This is a genomic window from Cryobacterium sp. TMT2-4, from assembly GCF_004402575.1.
In the GTDB taxonomy this organism is placed as follows: Bacteria; Actinomycetota; Actinomycetes; order Actinomycetales; family Microbacteriaceae; genus Cryobacterium; species Cryobacterium sandaracinum.
Genome location: NZ_SOGE01000009.1, coordinates 1 through 14,482 on the forward strand (window position 1 = coordinate 1; position 14,482 = coordinate 14,482).

Annotated in this window: 15 protein-coding genes; 2 read left to right on the forward strand and 13 right to left on the reverse strand. The window is 67.5% G+C overall.

What is annotated here, in order from left to right:
* Positions 1 to 277: 277 nt before the first annotated feature.
* The 5 genes from E3O54_RS02505 to E3O54_RS02525 all read right to left on the reverse strand — a co-directional run bounded on the left by E3O54_RS02505 (position 278) and on the right by E3O54_RS02525 (position 5,620).
* Positions 278 to 1,348 carry a glycosidase gene (locus tag E3O54_RS02505; RefSeq protein WP_134400869.1) on the reverse strand — a complete coding sequence of 357 codons (1,071 nt, stop codon included), beginning with the start codon at positions 1,346 to 1,348 and terminating at the stop codon, positions 278 to 280.
* A 2-nt stretch (positions 1,349 to 1,350) separates the two neighbouring features.
* Positions 1,351 to 2,184, reverse strand: a complete 834-nt coding sequence (locus tag E3O54_RS02510) for a carbohydrate ABC transporter permease (protein WP_104099316.1) — start codon at positions 2,182 to 2,184, stop codon at positions 1,351 to 1,353.
* A complete protein-coding gene (locus E3O54_RS02515) occupies positions 2,181 to 3,137 on the reverse strand; it encodes a carbohydrate ABC transporter permease (RefSeq protein ID WP_104099317.1) in 957 nt (318 codons plus the stop codon). Before E3O54_RS02515 ends, E3O54_RS02510 begins: the two co-directional genes overlap by 4 nt.
* 3 nt (positions 3,138 to 3,140) lie before the next feature.
* Positions 3,141 to 4,427: an extracellular solute-binding protein gene (locus E3O54_RS02520; RefSeq protein ID WP_104099318.1), complete on the reverse strand. Its 1,287-nt coding sequence runs from the start codon at positions 4,425 to 4,427 to the stop codon at positions 3,141 to 3,143.
* Positions 4,428 to 4,507: 80 nt separating this feature from the next.
* The gene (locus tag E3O54_RS02525; protein ID WP_241976723.1) at positions 4,508 to 5,620 is read right to left on the reverse strand and encodes a LacI family DNA-binding transcriptional regulator; all 1,113 of its coding nucleotides are present in this window, start codon (positions 5,618 to 5,620) and stop codon (positions 4,508 to 4,510) included.
* 146 nt (positions 5,621 to 5,766) lie between these two features.
* On the opposite strand from E3O54_RS02525, the gene E3O54_RS02530 reads away from it, so the two are divergent.
* Positions 5,767 to 7,206 carry a lipase maturation factor family protein gene (locus E3O54_RS02530; RefSeq protein ID WP_134400871.1) on the forward strand — a complete coding sequence of 480 codons (1,440 nt, stop codon included), beginning with the start codon at positions 5,767 to 5,769 and terminating at the stop codon, positions 7,204 to 7,206.
* A gap of 402 nt (positions 7,207 to 7,608) precedes the next feature.
* Here E3O54_RS02530 and E3O54_RS02535 read toward each other — a convergent pair whose 3' ends face one another.
* From E3O54_RS02535 to idi, 8 genes are read right to left on the reverse strand one after another with little or no spacing between them, the layout of a single operon-like run.
* Positions 7,609 to 8,010 carry an RNA-binding S4 domain-containing protein gene (locus tag E3O54_RS02535; RefSeq protein ID WP_104099321.1) on the reverse strand — a complete coding sequence of 134 codons (402 nt, stop codon included), beginning with the start codon at positions 8,008 to 8,010 and terminating at the stop codon, positions 7,609 to 7,611.
* A 40-nt stretch (positions 8,011 to 8,050) separates the two neighbouring features.
* Complete coding sequence (locus tag E3O54_RS02540; RefSeq protein WP_134400872.1) at positions 8,051 to 8,953, reverse strand: prenyltransferase; 903 nt, start codon at positions 8,951 to 8,953, stop codon at positions 8,051 to 8,053.
* Entirely contained in the window at positions 8,946 to 9,254 is a 309-nt protein-coding gene (locus tag E3O54_RS02545; protein ID WP_104099323.1) for a lycopene cyclase domain-containing protein, read from the reverse strand. Before E3O54_RS02545 ends, E3O54_RS02540 begins: the two co-directional genes overlap by 8 nt.
* Positions 9,251 to 9,601, reverse strand: a complete 351-nt coding sequence (locus E3O54_RS02550; protein WP_134400873.1) for a lycopene cyclase domain-containing protein — start codon at positions 9,599 to 9,601, stop codon at positions 9,251 to 9,253. The genes E3O54_RS02545 and E3O54_RS02550 overlap by 4 nt, the downstream gene beginning before the upstream one ends.
* Positions 9,602 to 9,631: 30 nt before the next feature.
* Entirely contained in the window at positions 9,632 to 11,236 is a 1,605-nt protein-coding gene (gene crtI / locus E3O54_RS02555) for a phytoene desaturase family protein (protein ID WP_134400874.1), read from the reverse strand.
* Complete coding sequence (locus E3O54_RS02560) at positions 11,233 to 12,126, reverse strand: squalene/phytoene synthase family protein (protein ID WP_104099326.1); 894 nt, start codon at positions 12,124 to 12,126, stop codon at positions 11,233 to 11,235. Before E3O54_RS02560 ends, crtI begins: the two co-directional genes overlap by 4 nt.
* Positions 12,123 to 13,166, reverse strand: a complete 1,044-nt coding sequence (locus E3O54_RS02565) for a polyprenyl synthetase family protein (RefSeq protein WP_134400875.1) — start codon at positions 13,164 to 13,166, stop codon at positions 12,123 to 12,125. The genes E3O54_RS02560 and E3O54_RS02565 overlap by 4 nt, the downstream gene beginning before the upstream one ends.
* On the reverse strand, positions 13,159 to 13,698 hold the full coding sequence (gene idi, locus E3O54_RS02570) for an isopentenyl-diphosphate Delta-isomerase (protein ID WP_134400876.1): 540 nt from the start codon (positions 13,696 to 13,698) through the stop codon (positions 13,159 to 13,161). Before idi ends, E3O54_RS02565 begins: the two co-directional genes overlap by 8 nt.
* Positions 13,699 to 13,854: 156 nt before the next feature.
* On the opposite strand from idi, the gene E3O54_RS02575 reads away from it, so the two are divergent.
* Positions 13,855 to 14,382 (forward strand): adenine phosphoribosyltransferase, encoded by a 528-nt coding sequence (locus tag E3O54_RS02575; protein WP_104099329.1) that lies wholly within the window; start codon positions 13,855 to 13,857, stop codon positions 14,380 to 14,382.
* Positions 14,383 to 14,482 lie beyond the last annotated feature (100 nt).

Genomic DNA, 14,482 nt, shown 5'->3' on the forward strand with positions numbered 1-14,482 from the left:
CGCGAGGTTCGTCATGTTATGAGGATAACTTAAGGAGCACACGTAGTCGAGTGTCACTCATCTTTTGTGGATAAAAGTTTCGTATCTTTGTTCAGCAGCCCGGCTGTTTGGCCGCGCGGCGCCACCGATGATCGTTTGCAGCGTCAGCGGTGAGCCTGCTTCCACACCCTGCGCCACGAAAGCCGAAGGCGGCCTCCCGGGGATGAGCCCCGCCGAGACCGCCATCAACAGACAAGCGCTCAAGCGCTCACGCACGCCAGCGCCAGCACCTGAGCCCCTACGAGCCCACGCGATCCAGGCGCGCCACGCCGATCTTCGAGTCGGCCATGCCGTAGAACACGAACAGCTGCCCCGCGATCTCCTCGATCGCGGTCGGAAACACCACGTTCGGCACGATGCCGCTGATCTCATCGGGCGTCTCCGCCTTGAGCAGCGGCTCCGACGTGCGCTTCAGCACGATGGTCGGGTCGTCCGCGTCGAGAATCATCGCTCCGGCCGAGTAGTTCACCTTCTGCTGCTGCGAGAACGCGCCGTCGATGGTTCCGGTGACGCCGTGGTGCATCAGCAGCCAGCCCTCCGGCACCCGCAACGGGGCAGGGCCGCCGCCGATCTTCAGCTCTTCGAACGCGAACTCCGGCCCGGCCAGGAAACGGTGGCCGCTCCAGAAGGTGAGCTTCGTGATGTCGGCGAGCACATCCGCGACCGGCAGATAGCTGATCCAGATGCTCTGCCGGGTGTCGGTGACGCCGGCGGGAACACGGATGCCCTCACCCGGCTTGACCTCGCCCAGATCCCACATCGGGCGGTGCAGCACGGCGAAGCACTCGACTCCATTCGGGCCGGCGACCGGCTCCGGGAAGAACACGGTGTCTTTGTTGTGGAACAGGTTCAGGTCCATGTCCAGCGTGTCGTCGAAGGCGAACAGCGCCGGACCGAGCCGGCGCCACTCGCGCAGGTCCGAGGACACGGCCACGGCCGTGCGCGGGCCGAGGGGGCCGTAGGCGACGTAGGTCATCACGTGTAGGCCGAGCCGGGGAACGAAGGTGATCCTGGGATCTTCCACTCCGGCGTTGTTCGCGCCGCGCTCCCAGCCGCGGTCCGGTGCAAGAACGACACCCTCGCGTTCGACGCCCGTGGGTACGCCGTCGGTGATGATGACCTTTGCGAGTCCGACGCGGGAGACGTTTCCGGTGGCGACCAGTCGGGGGAGCAGATACAGAGTTCCGTCGGCAGAGTGCCCCGTGCCGGGGTTCAGCACCCCCTCGGCCTCGAGGTCGTTGCCCGCTTCGGGCGTCATAATGACGCCCATTCGGGTCAGGGTGTAGGGGAATTCAGTGGGGTTGGGCATTTCTAACCTTTCACGCCGGAGCCGATATTGTTCGACACGAAGTGCCGTTGGAAGAGGAGGAACAGGATCACAGCAGGGGCGGCCAGGACGCAGGCCCCGGCGAGAACCGCCCCGAACGGGTTCGCCGCTGTGGCGGCGATATTGCTCAGGTAGTTGGCGAGTGACACGGCGAGAGGCTGGAGGGACGCTTCCTTGGTGATCAGGAACGGCCAGAGGAATTCGTTCCACGGTCCGATGAAGGTCAGCAGCACGACGGTCAGCAGGGCCGGCCGCACCAGAGGCAGGGCGATCCGCCGCAGGATCCGCAGTTCGCCGGCGCCGTCGATGCGGGCGGCATCGAACAGATCCTTCGGAATCTGCAGGAAGTACTGCCGGAAGATGATCACGGCAGTCGAGTTGATGGCGAACGGCAGGATCATGCCCAGATAGTTGTCGGCCAGTCCGTAGTCCCGGGCGATCATCACGTAGAGCGGGATCATCAGCAGCTGGAACGGCACGACCTGCACGAGCAGTGCGAGAGCGAAGGTGACACCGCGTCCGCGCCACTGCAGCTGGGCGAGGGCATAGCCCACTAGAACACCGAAAACCACGGTGAAGAGAATGACGCCACCCGTGAAGATCCCCGAGTTGAGCAGCCCCTGCAGCAGGTTGATCCGGCTGTTGATGTCACCGTAGTTGTCGAGCGTCAGGTTGGCGGGGTTCGGGAACGCGCCGGCGACAGTCGGGTCCGGTTCCTTCTGGAGCGAGCCGATGACCATGTAGTAGAAGGGGAACAGGAACACAAGCGCCCCGACCGTGAGCACCACACCCCGCAGGATGTTCTGCCCGCGGCTCATGATTCGTCACCGCCTGCAAGCTTGCGCTGGATGAACGCGAGGATGAGAACTCCGATCACGAGGATGACGCCGATCGCGGCCGCCGTGTCGGGCGACCCCTGTTCGATCCCGCGCTGGTACATCATCAGCACGGGTGACGAGGATGCCCCGTTCGGGCCGCCGCCGCCGGTGAGCAGGTACGGCTCCGTGAAGAGGTTGGCGCCGGTGACCGTCGAGAGCAGCAGCACGAGCACAGTCGCCGGGCGTACGCCCGGCACGGTGACCGAGAAGAAACTTCGGATCCTGCCCGCGCCATCCGTTGAAGCGGCCTCGTACAGTTCCTCCGACACGTTCTGCAGGGCGGCCAGGTAGAGCAGAATGAAGAATCCGAGGCCCTTCCAGGTCACGAAGATCGCGATGGTGGGCATGGCCCAGTCCTCGTTGATCAGCCACGCCGGATCGGGCGCGAGCGGCCCGAGAATCTGGTTCACGAGGCCGTTGCCGCTGAACAGGAAGATCCAGACGCCGACGACGGCGACGCTCGCGGTCACGTAGGGCACGTAATAGGCAACGCGCAGGAAGGTGCGGAACCGCACGGCCTTGTTCAAGGCGGTGGCGAGCATGAGCGAGAGGATGACCGTCAACGGCACGTTGATCAGCAGGAAGACTCCCACGTTGCCGAAGGAACGGATGATGGCCGGGTCGGCTAGCACTTCCCGAAAATTGTCCAGGCCGACGAATGGCCGGTCCACAGCGGCGCCGGGTGCAGCGAAGAAGTAGTCGTGGAACGACATCCAGAAGGCGAAGACCAGCGGGTAGGCGAAGACGGCCAGAACGAAGATGAGGTAGGGGGCGCTGAGCAGGAGCCCGAATGGGTTCTTGCCCAGAAGGGGGTGTTTGCGGCGGCGGGGGCCCCCGCCGGGAGGAGTTGTGCTCCTCCCGGCGACGGTCCGACTCGCGGTTGACTGGGACATCCGTTACGGCTTGGAGATCAGGGTTTTGATCTTCTCGGCGGCGGAGTCGAGGGCGGCGGGGATCTCACCCTCGCCGGTGATGACCGACTTCGTGTACGCGTCGCGGAAGGCCTGCCAGGCGGCGACCGAGCTGGAGACGTTGGGAACCTCGACCATGCGGGATGCCTGGTCGCCGAACTGCTCGTAGGCCGGGTTGGCCGCGAAGTACTCCGGGTACACCGTTGGGAGGTCCTCGCGGAGCGGCATCTGGCCGGTCAGCTCGAGAAGCTGTCCGTCCTGGTCCTCGCTGGTGGCGAATTTCAGCACATCCCAGGCGGTGGCCTGGTTCTCGCAGGCCGTGAACATTCCGACGTTCTTCGCGTCACTGAACGTGTAGGTTTCCTCGGCCGGAGTGCCCTCGCTGGTGGGAACGGGAACCGCACCCCAGTTCACGGCGTCCTTGTACACCGACACGGCCCACGGGCCGACGATGGACATCGCGGCCTGGCCATCGGCGAACGAGTCGCCCTGGTACTGCTCTTTGCCGGCAAGACCCTCGGCGTACAGGGTCTTCCAGAACTCCGCGACCTTCGCGCCGTCCTCGTCGTTGAAGGTGGCCTCACCGTCTTCGATCAACTGCGTGCCACCGGTTTCGGCGGCGTAGAGCGGGTAGAAGTCGAACCAGCTCTGGAAGAACTGACTGGTCGGGGCCGGGTAGATGGCGTTCGGCGCGGCGCCGCTCTCGACGAGGGTGCGCGAGGTGGCGAGGAATTCGTCGTAGGTGGCCAACTGGGGGTTCTCGGCGTCGAGTCCGGCGGCGGTGAACATGTCCTTGTTGTAGAAGATCATGACGGGGTTGGACTTCCACGGCATCTGGAAGTACTTCGCGTCGGCGCCCTGGTACTGCTCGGCCGTGTCGCCGCTGCGTGCCTCGATGTAGGCGGCGCCGTCCTCAAAGCTGGAGAGGTCGACGAGACCACCCTGCTTCTCGAACTGCGGCACCGCGACCGGGGCCGTATTGAATACGAGGCAGGGGGCGTTGCCGGCCGTGATGGCGGCACCGATGACCTCCTCGCTGCTCTTACCGGCCGGGATTTCCTGCGCCTTCACCTTTTCATCCGGGTTCTCGGCGTTCCAGGCCTCCACCATCTGCTTGCCCCAGGCGATCTCGGTTTCGTTGTTCGAGTACCAGATCGTGATCGGCCCGCGGTTGGTGGCTGCGTCACCCGTCGTCCCCCCGGACGCGCAAGCGCTCAGTGCCAGGGCCACTGTGGCGGATGCCGCCGTAACGGTGAGAATCCGCTTGGCCATTCCATTGCTGTGCATGTGGTGCTCCATTTCTCGAAACCCGCAGCAGCCTTGCTGCGGTAAACATGTGTCAGCGCTGTGGGTCAGCCGTGGGGCGGGGCGGTCGACCCGCGCACCACGAGCCGGGCCGCCGGGAGGTCCACGTCGTCCGCCGAGCCGTTCTCCATCAGGGCCAAAAGCGTGCTCGCCGCCGCGCGCCCCCACGCCATCGGTGCTGCGCTGACGGTGGTCAGGGGCGGGTACACGTAACGGCAGAAGTCGATGTCGTCGTAGCCCGTGATCGAGAGGTCGTCGGGGACCCGCACGCCCAGCTCGTGCGCCATGCCGAGACCGGCGATGGCCATCGGGTCGTTGGCGTAGACGATCGCAGTCGGGGGCGTGTCCTGGGTCAGGAGGCGCCGAGTGGCATCTGACCCGGCGCCCACGGAGAAATCGGTCTCGACGGTCTGCCCCTCCGGCAGGCCCGCCTCGCGCAGGGCGGCGGCGAAGGCCGCGCGCCGGCGGCTGCCGTGCAGCAGCGTCGAGCTGCCTGCGACGTGCGCGATGCGGCGGTGGCCGAGGGTGGCGAGGTGAGCGACGGATGCCATCACACCCGGTGTGTCGTCCACGGTCACCGCGGGGAAGGGGCTGGGCCCGTCGGGACGTCCGAGCGTGACCGCCGGCAGACCCAGCTCGGCGAGGAGCGGGATGCGCGGGTCGCCGTGGCGGAGGTCGCTGAGGAAGACCCCGTCGACGCGCCCGTCGGCCACGAGTGAGCGGTAGGTCTTCAACTCGGTCTCCTCGTCGGGAACGACGCTGAGCACGAGGGCGCGACCTTCCGGGGCAAGGATGCTCTCGACGCCCGCGATGAAGGAGGGAAAGAACGGGTCGGAGGCAAGCACGTCCGGGTTGCGGGCGATCACGAGGCCGAGCGCGTAGGACCGCTGCGTGGAGAGCGACCGGGCGCGGAGGGACGGCTTCCAGCCCAGCTCCTTGGCGACCTGAAGGATGCGCACCCGGGTCTCGGGGGCGACTCCGGGCCGGTTGTTGAGGGCGAAGGAGACGAGGCCCTTGCTGACGCCGGCCCGCTTGGCGACCACCTCGATGGTGACCTTTGGGGGGTTCGCGACCGACTTCGCGGCGGACTTCGTGGTGGACTGAGTGGTGGACTGAGCGGTGGGCTTCACGGTGGTGGTGGCAGGAATGTTCGCAGGCACGTTTCTGGGCCTCCTCATTGACAGCCGACCCAACCTGAACCGGTTTAGAAAGGCTATACCGGTTTAGTTTCCCCCGTCAAGGGGGCGGCTCCGATTACAGCCGGTCCGATTGAACCCAGGCCGGGGAAGGCCTAGATTGTGCGCAAATGGACTGGTTCGGGGCCGGAGAATACGAGATCGCGCGGCAGGTGCTGCAGCGCGGGGTGGCTGCCTGCTACCTGATCGCCTTCGTTTCGGCCGTCAACCAATTCCCCGCGCTGCTCGGCGACCATGGCCTGCTCCCGGTGGCCCGTTTTGTGGCCCGCGTGAGGTTCAGCGCGTCGCCGAGTATTTTCCACTGGCATTACTCCGACCGGATGCTGCGTTCCCTCGCCTGGTCCGGCGCCGCCGTGGCGGCCACGCTCGTGGCCGGCCTGCCGCAGCTCGGGCCGCCCTGGCTGCCGATGGTCGCTTTCCTCCTGCTCTTCGTGGGCTACCTGTCGATCGTCAACGTCGGCCAATCCTTCTACTCGTTCGGCTGGGAGAGTCTGCTGCTGGAGGCCGGTTTCGTGGTGGCCTTCCTCGGCTCCGAGCAAGTGGCCCCTCCGCTCTTCGTGATCCTGTTCTGCCGCTGGCTGCTCTTCCGGCTGGAATTCGGCGCCGGCCTGATTAAGATCCGCGGCGGCCGGGAGTGGCGAGACCTGACCGCCCTCTACTACCACCATGAAACGCAGCCGATGCCGAACCCGCTCAGTTGGTTCGCACACCATCTGCCCCCGTGGTTCCACCGCGGGGAGGTGATTGGCAACCACTTCGCGCAGCTGGTCGTGCCGTTCTTCCTCTTTGCGCCCCAGCCCGTCGCATCCGTCGCGGCCCTGATCGTGATCCTCAGCCAGTTCTGGCTGGTGCTCACCGGCAACTTCGCCTGGCTGAACTGGATCACCATCGTGCTGGCCTTCTCTGCCGTCGACGACGCCACGCTGCGCGCGGTGCTGCCGTGGCTGCCGGCCGGGGAGGCCGCACCGGATGGCCCGCTCTGGTTCGTGATCGTGGTCAGCCTGGTCACCTCCCTGCTCCTGGTGCTCAGCTACTGGCCGCTTCGCAACCTGGTCGCCCGCCGGCAACTGATGAATGCGAGCTTCAACCGGTACCACCTGGTGAACGCCTACGGTGCGTTCGGCACGGTCACCCGGCAGCGCCACGAGGTGGTCGTCGAGGGCAGCGACGCCGCCGACCCGACCGACGAGACGGGCTGGCGCGCCTACGAATTCCGCGGCAAGCCCGGCGACCCCGAGCACCGGCCCCGCCAGTTCGCGCCGTACCACCTGCGCCTGGACTGGCTGATGTGGTTCCTGGCGCTCGGCGACCCGGGCACCCGCTGGTTCGAGATGTTCCTGGCCCGCCTCCTCGAGGGCGACCGACCCACGCTGCGGATGGTGCGGGTCAACCCGTTCCCGCAGGCCCCGCCCCGCTACGTGCGCGCCCGGGTCTACCGCTACCGCTACTCCACTCCGGACGAACGCCGAGAGACCCGAGAGTGGTGGGTGCGCTCGGAGGTCGGCCTGCTCGTGGCCCCCATCACCCTGGCCTGGAGGTCCCGTGCCTGACGTCGACGTGGTTGGAGCCGGGCCCACGGGCCGGAGGCGGCGCTCGTCCTGGCCCGGACCGGGCTGAGCGTGCACGTCACCGAGCGGGAAAGCCGGCCCGCCGGCGCCCAGCGCACGGAGAAGCTGAGCATCGTCGACGGCATCTTGGAAGACGCCGGTTCCTTGGCTCTACCTCTGCTCGGCCTCCACCCCGCCGGGCCCGGCCGTGCGCGGCATGAACGGCAGGTAGGCCGCCACCCTGGTCGCGCCCGTCTGGCTGCGATTCCACCGTCGTTTCGGCGGAGAGCCAGAACGAGGGGTGAATGTCCGAACCGCACCGCCCGGCTGCACGGGCGGTGATCTGGCACATCCGGCGACACGCGAGCTCGGCCGGGCCTGACCCACGACTGAGCCGGGACGCCGCTACTCGTCGTCGGGGCCAGGCGGCAGCACCTCGGGCGCCCGAAGCTTGTCGATCTCGCGGCGTTCGCGCTTGGTGGGACGGCCGGCGCCGCGGTCCCGCATCGGGAGGAGCGCCACCTCCTCGCGCGGGGGCGGCGGGGGAGTCTGGTCGACGAAGCACTCCGCCGCGACTGGCGCGCTGACCCGTTTGACCATGATCTTCGACACGACCAGGATGCGGTCGAAACCGCTGATGCGCACCCGCACCTCGTCGCCGATCCGCACGGTCTGCGCGGACTTGGCCCGCTCGCCGTTCACCTTGACGTGACCGGCTCGGCAGGCGGCCGTGGCCTGGGAACGGGTCTTGAACATCCGCACGGCCCAGGTCCAGCTGTCGACACGGGCGGTGGTCAGAGGCTCCATCCCTCGACTCTACGGCGCGCAGGCCCGAACGGCCCGCACCCTAGAAAGGCCCGAGCTTCCCCCAGGCGATCAGCAGCATGGTCACCAGGAATCCGGTCAGGAAGTTGAGCCAGAGAAAACGCGTCCAGCCGGCGTTCGCGGTCTCGGACCGCTCGTCCGACACCGACCGGAACGGCCAGGCCGCCAGAATGTAGGGCACCGCGAGCACCGAGGCCAGCAGCCCGGGCCAGCCGGTCACAAGCATGAGCAGTCCGGCCAGGGCCCAGAATGCGATCGCGAGGCGCACGGTCCGCGCGGCGCCGAGCGCGGTCGCGATCGAGGCGATGCCGCCTTCCCGGTCGGGCACGACGTCCTGCACGGCGCCGAACGCGTGGCTGGCCATGCCCCAAAGGAAGAACGCGGCGAGCAGGGCAACCAGGCCGGGCGTCACGACGGCGCCGGCCACCACGAGACCGTAGACGGCGGGGCTGACGAAGTGGGTGCTCGAGGTGATCGAGTCCACCATCGGGCGCTCCTTGAACCGCAGTCCCGGAACGGAGTACGCGGCCACCGCGAACAGGCTCACGGCCAGAATGAACCATGACCACGGATGCTCCGCGCCGGCCAGGACGAGCATCGCCACCAGCATGGGCACAGCCGTCACGATTCCGGAGACGAGCACCGTGCGGTGAAGGACCGGGTCCAGCATGGCTCCCTCGACGCCGCCCTTGCGCGGGTTGCGCAGGTCGGACTCGTAGTCGAAGACGTCGTTGATTCCGTACATCAGCAGGTTGTACGGAATGAGGAAGAAGAGGGTGCCCACCAGCAGCAAGGCGTCCACCCGGCCGGTCGTCACCACATACGCGGCGGCAAACGGGAACGCCGTGTTGATCCAGCTCAGCGGCCGTGACGAGAGCAGCACCTGCCGGGTCTTCCAGAGCGGTGGGGTGCGAGTCTCAGTCATTCGGTTTTCTTTCCAGCAGAGCCCAGAGCGCGGGCAGCAGGAGCGCTGCCGCAACGGGATAGGCGAAGTCTTCGATCGGGGCCAGGCCGATCCGCAATCCAAAGATGCGGCTGGGATCGTAGTCGACCAGTCCGACCCCGATCATAATGCTGTCGAAAACGGCCGTGAGCACGAGCACGGCGGCCATGGCGATCCCGGCGGCGCGGATGCTGTGCCGGGAGAGCCGGCCGCGGCGCACGGCCGTGAGGAACACAGCCGTGGCGAGCAGAAGGAAGACGGTGTTCAGGAGCAGGTAGGTCACCCGTCGCTCCCCTCGTCGACGCCGGCCCGTTCGGCCCGGGAGGCGAGCAGCAGGCGCGCCCCCTGCACGGCGTTCATGGTGAGGTAGCAGAGAAAGGTGAGGAAGAAGAACTCCTCCACGGGCAGCTCCGGGGCCAGCTGCAGACCGGTCATCAGGGTCGTCTCGCCCCGGTAGAAGATGCCCAGGCCGATTCCGAAGAGGTCCCAGACGAGGAAGTACACCAACCCGACGCCGAGCACGATGGCAGCTCGCACCGGGTTCCGCCAGAAGAACAGCCGGAAGCGACGGTCGAGCAGCACCATTGCCCCCAGGCTGAGAAGCAGGGTCAGCAGATACGCGAACGTCACAGCACTACCGGATTCACTGTGCTGCCGAAGTCACTGGGCTTCCGGCAGCGGCGCCCGCAGGGAGTCCGGCAGCGGTTCCGGAAGCGGTCCCGTGCTCGTGTCCGAGTTGATCCGCTTGAGGAGAATTTCAGCGCTGATCAAGCACATTGGAAGTCCGATGCCCGGGATGGTGGTTCCGCCGGCGTAGAACAGACCGTCGACCTTCGCGGAGGCGTTGGAGCCGCGCAGGAATGCGCTCTGCCGCAGGGTGTGCGCCGGGCCGAGGGCCCCACCGCGCCAGGAGTTGAGGTCGTCGGCGAAGTCGCCGGGTCCCACCGTGCGGCGCACCACGATCCGCTCCGCCAGGTCGGGAATGCCGGCCCAGTCGCTGAGCTGTTTGACGGTGTCATCCGCGATCTTCTCGATCGCGGCCGAGCCTTGGCCGTTGATCCCGCCGTGGCCGAGGCCCGGGTCGGCGGGGATCGGCACCAGCAGGAACATGTTCGTGTAGCCCTCAGGGGCGACTCCCGGGTCGGTGGCACTGGGCATACAGGCGTAGAAGGAGGCCGGCGAGGGCACGCTGGTCTTCTTGCCGAAGATACGGCCGAAGTTCTCGGCCCAGTCCCTGGTGAAGAACAGGCTGTGATGTTTCAGCTCGGGCAGGTCTCCCTTGATGCCGAGCATCACGAGCACGGCGCCCGGACCGGAGACGCGTTTCTGCCACCAGCGCTCGGGGTAGGTCTGCGCGGATGCCGGCAGCAGCTCGGTCTCCGTGTGGTGCAGGTCGGCGGCCGAGACGACCGTGTCGGCGTCGAGGGTGACACTGGTGCCGTCGCCCGTGCGATAGCTGACCCCGGCGACGGCGGTTGCGGCGCCCGGGGTGGTGTGGATCGCCGTCACAGTCGCCTCGGTGATCACGGTCACGCCCTGAGCTTTCGCGATGTCGGCGATGCTGTCGATCAGCCGAGTGAACCCACCCTGCGGGTAGAGCACGCCGTCGGCCATGTCGAGGTGGCTCATCAGGTGGTACATCGACGGGGTCTGGTCGGGCGAGGAGCCGAGAAACACGGCCGGGTAGCCGAGGATCTGGCGCAAACGGTGGTCCTTCACATAGCCGGCCACGAACTTGTCCAGCGGCTGCAGCAGCAGTCGGGCCAACCGACCGAGCCGCTTCAGGACATCCGGAACCAGCAGGGGTGTGAAGGAGGCGAAGCTTGTATACAGGAACCGTTTGACTGCCATGTCATACGTCTCTTTGGCCGAGACGAGGTAGCGGTCGAGGGCCGCGCCCGCACCGGGTTCGAGGCTTTCGAACAGACGGACGTTGTCGGCCCGCTCGGCCGCGATGTCCACCGGCTCCGTCGTGCCCTCGAAGAAGACCCGGTAGCCCGGGTTGAGGCGGGTCAGGTCGAGCTGTTCCGCGGAGGATGTGCCGAACAGCCGGTAGAAGTGGTCGAACACCTGCGGCATCAGGTACCAGGACGGCCCGGTCTCGAACCGGAAGCCGTCGACGTCCCAGAAGCCGGCCCGGCCGCCGAGGGTGGCCTGCGCCTCGAGCAGGGTGACCTGGTGGCCGTCCCGGGCCAGCAGCGCGGCGCTGGCCAGTCCGGCGATGCCGCCGCCGATGACAACGGTGTGCCTGGTCGGTGCGCTCATCGCTTCCACGCTCCCGGTCCGAACGACGCGGTGAGTGCAATCATGATTTTCTCCGGATCCGGCACCCGTACCCGGGCGCTCATCAGTTCTCGCGCGGGGGTGACTCGCAGCTTCGCCGACAAGCGGGCGAAGAGGTGGTGTGCAGCGGTGACCGCGCGGCGGCTCCCCACCGGGAGCATGGGCAACACGCGGGCCGCCGCGTCGAGGTCGGCGTCCATGTCGTCGAGGAGTTCGTTCTTCTGTGTTTCGGTCATGGTCAGCAGGTTCACACCGGGAAAGTAGTTGCGGCCGAGGGCGTCCCGGTCGGCGGCGAGGTCGCGCAGGAAGTTGACCTTCTGGAAGGCCGCGCCGAGGCTCCGGGCACCGGCCTCGAGAACCTGGAGCTCATCGGTCGTGCACCGCGTGTCCTGCACGAAGCAGCGCAGACACATCAGCCCGATCACCTCGGCCGAACCGTAGATGTACTCGGCCACTCCGGCCGCGTCGAACGGCGACGGGTCGAGGTCCCGGCGCATCGAGGCGAAGAAGGGTGTGGTCAGGCTGGTGTCGATTCCGGCTTCCCGGGCGGTCGCCGCGAAGGCGTGCACGACCAGATTGGTGCTGAAGCCCGACCCCATCGCCTGGCTGGTCTCCCGTTCGAGCGCGTCCAGCAGGTCGCGCTGGCCGTCCACGTTCACGCCGGCCTGGCTTGCGGCGCCGTCCACGATCTCATCGGCGACCCGGACCAGGGCGTAGATGGTGCGCACCTGGCTGCGCACGCGCGGCTCGAGGAGACGGGCCGCGAGGCCGAACGAGGTGGAATAGTGGCCGATGACCGTGGCGGAGCTGGCCCGGGCCGCGGCGTTGTACTTCGCGATGCCGGTGTGGTCGTCGGGGCTGTCACGTTTCATCGGCTGCGATTCACGGCGGTGCCTGCCAGGGTGGTGAGCAGCGCGCGCAGGGGCGCCGGTACGGCGGCCGTGTCGAGCGCGGCCACGGCGCGAGTGCAGTGGTCGGTGGCCAGCTCATCCGTTGCCTGCAGGGCACCGCAGTCACGAAGCAGGCCGCGCACGGTGTCCGCTTCCGCCTCGGTGAGGTCGGCCTTGCCGATGAAGGGGGCGATCTCTGGCCAGCCGCGGGTGGTGCCCGCGTGGGCGATCAGGGTCGTCTGCTTGCCTTCCCGCAGGTCGGTGAGCACGCTTTTGCCGGTCTTCTTCGGGTTGCCGAAGACCCCGAGAACGTCGTCGGTCAGCTGGAAGGCCACGCCGATCAGGCGGCCGTAGGCGCCGAGCACGTCGATCGCCTCGGCCGAGCCGCCGGCCAGGATGGCGCCGGCCTGCAGGGGAGCCTCGAACGAGTAGACCGCCGTCTTCTGCTCCAGGGTGGAGATGACCTGGGCCACCGTGAGCGGATGCTTCGACGCGGCGTTGGTGACGTCCGCCAGTTCCCCGGCAGCGGAGACGAACACCGCTCGATCGAGCAGGTCGAGCAGGCGGCCGCGCAGTTCGAGCTCGACCGGCAGCATCGCGAGGGCGCGGTGGGCCTCGCTCAGCGCCAGGTCGCCGGCCAGGATCGCGGCCGTCGCGGCCCACGCCCCGGCCTGGTCGCCGGCTCCGTGGGCGAGGGCGCGCTCGGTGAACTGCCCGGCGATGTTGGCCACGCCGCGGCGGGCGAGGTCGTGGTCGATCACGTCGTCGTGGATCACGAAGGCCGTGTGCAACAGTTCGAAGCTGACCGCGACCGGAGTGGCCAGGGTGAGGTCGGTGCCGCCGAGGCCGGTGAACGCAGCCAGCACCAGTGCGGGGCGCACACGCTTGCCGCCGCTGCTGGCCTGCTCAAGAGAGTCCCAGAGCGCGACATAGTGTTCGCCGTAGTCGCTGGCACGCAGGCGGGCGGCGGCGAAAAAACGCTGCAACTCCGTCCCTACCCCGAGCGCCTGGATTTCATGCATCGAAACTGGTCAATTCCTGGAGCTGCAGCCCCAACCAGGGGCTGAACGCCCACGGGGCGTCCCGCACCGAGCGCTGCAGGGCGGCCGGCTCCACCCAGGCAAATTCCATGACCTCGTCCGGGTTGGGTACGGGTTCGCCGGTGGCGCGGGCCAGGTAGACGGGGCAGATCTCGTTCTCGACGACGCCGCTGCTGTCGACGGCGCGGTAGCGGAAGTCAGGCAGGGTGACCGTCAGGTGCGCAATCGAGAGTCCGAGCTCGAACAGCGCGCGCCGCTCGATGGCAGCGGGAAATTCCTCGCCCGGGAGCGGATGGCCGCAAAAGGAATTGGTCCAGACGCCCGGCCAGGTCCTCTTCGACAGGGCGCGTCGGGTGACGAGAACCTCGCCGGCCGGATTGAGCACGTGGCAGGAGAAAGCGAGGTGGAGCGCGGTGTCTGTGTCGTGCACACTGAGCTTCGGGGCCGTGCCGATTTCGCGGCCGGACTCGTCCAGCAGGACCACGAGTTCTTCGAGCACTTCGACCGGCCGCATTAGCCATCCCTTCGGGTGATTCAGTCAAGATACCGGAAAAATACCTAATCTGATTAGCCAAATGCGAGGCTAGCACGAGGCCCTGTCCGAACCGTCCATTGAGGGGCGTCGGGAGGCCCGCACGGCATCCGCCGGCCGCACGCTTAAACTCGTGGGGTGCCCACCCCCGCTGCAGACCATGTCAACGCCCTTCTCGCCTCGTACCAGGATTTTCCGCAAGTGGGCATCCTCTTCCGCGACCTCAACCCGGTGTTCGCCGACGCCGCCGCTTTTCGAGCGCTGATCGACGAGCTCGCCGGCCGGTTCCAGGGTGAATTCGACGCGGTGGCCGGCATTGAGGCCCGCGGCTTCCTGCTGGCCGCGGCGATCGGCTACGCGGCGGATGTCGCCGTGCTCGTCGTGCGCAAAGGTGGCAAGCTCCCCGGATCGGTGCTGAGCGAGGAGTACGACCTCGAGTACGGCTCGGCCTGCCTCGAGCTCGAGATCGGCCAGCTCGCGCCGGGTTCCCGCGTGCTGGTCGTCGACGACGTGCTGGCCACCGGCGGCACGATCGCCGCGACCGCCCGGCTCATCGAGCGCGCCGGCTACCGCCTGACCGGCGTCGGCGTCGTGCTGGAGCTGACCGAACTGGTCGGCCGAACGCGCCTCGGCGACGCTCCTGTGCACGCCATCGTCGCCCTCTAGCTGTTGTTCCCACACAGGTTGTGAGCGTGGCGTGAGCTAAAAAGGTGAGGACCTCCGGTATCGATTGGGTTACCACACTCAACACGATGCAACGGAGGCC